Genomic DNA, 770 nt, shown 5'->3' on the forward strand with positions numbered 1-770 from the left:
GTTATGAGCCTTTATCAACATTCGGATAAAGGCTCATACTGCTTAAAATAAATATTAATATTTTATCATTTATTAAAAAAATTTATAAAAATTACATTCAAGCCAAATTCATTCACCACTTCATCTATTATTATCGATATAATGAATAAAACATTTTTTGTCTTTACGATGCCTTTTAGGCTTCTTCCCGATTCCAAATTTATGTCTTGACTAAATCATGTCAGTTTTAGCCAAAGATATACAACATAAACTTTGACGTGTATCCACACACCCAACAGATCAATACCTTAATTAAGTTTGATCTAACTGACTTTATTGCAAATTAAATTGCGAAATTTTACTAAAGTAGCTGATGTATAAAGGTAGTCATTCATGCTGAAGTGGTTTGAAAAACTTGTAGATCCTTATCCAACCAAAGGTTTGGATGAGCCCTTACCAACACGCTTTTTCCCATTTGTTTGGCAAGCTACTGAAGGTGTGCGTCCATATTTATTGCTACTTATTATATGTACAGCTGGTGCAGCTAGCTTTGAAGCCCTGCTCTTTTCAAAAATTGGGCAACTTGTAGATTGGCTTAGTAATAGTCAGCCTGAAAGTTTCTTAAGCCAACATGCGTCAAACATCCTTATTCTCATTAGCGTGTTATTTGCTAACATTTTATTTGTTAATATTCAATCTATTATAAAACATCAAATTTTATATAGTACTTTTCCAATGCGCTTACGTTGGCGCTTCCATAACCTTTTATTAAAACAAAGCCTAGACTTTTT

At 32.1% G+C, this 770-nt stretch carries 1 pseudogene; it reads left to right on the top strand.

The annotated features are described in order from the left end of the window. Nucleotides 1–372: 372 nt before the first annotated feature. A pseudogene (locus tag ABD296_RS49515) lies at nucleotides 373–770 on the top strand (hypothetical protein); the annotation flags it as partial.

It is taken from the genome of Actinomadura napierensis, from assembly GCF_039529375.1.
Taxonomy (GTDB): Bacteria; Actinomycetota; Actinomycetes; order Streptosporangiales; family Streptosporangiaceae; genus Spirillospora; species Spirillospora napierensis.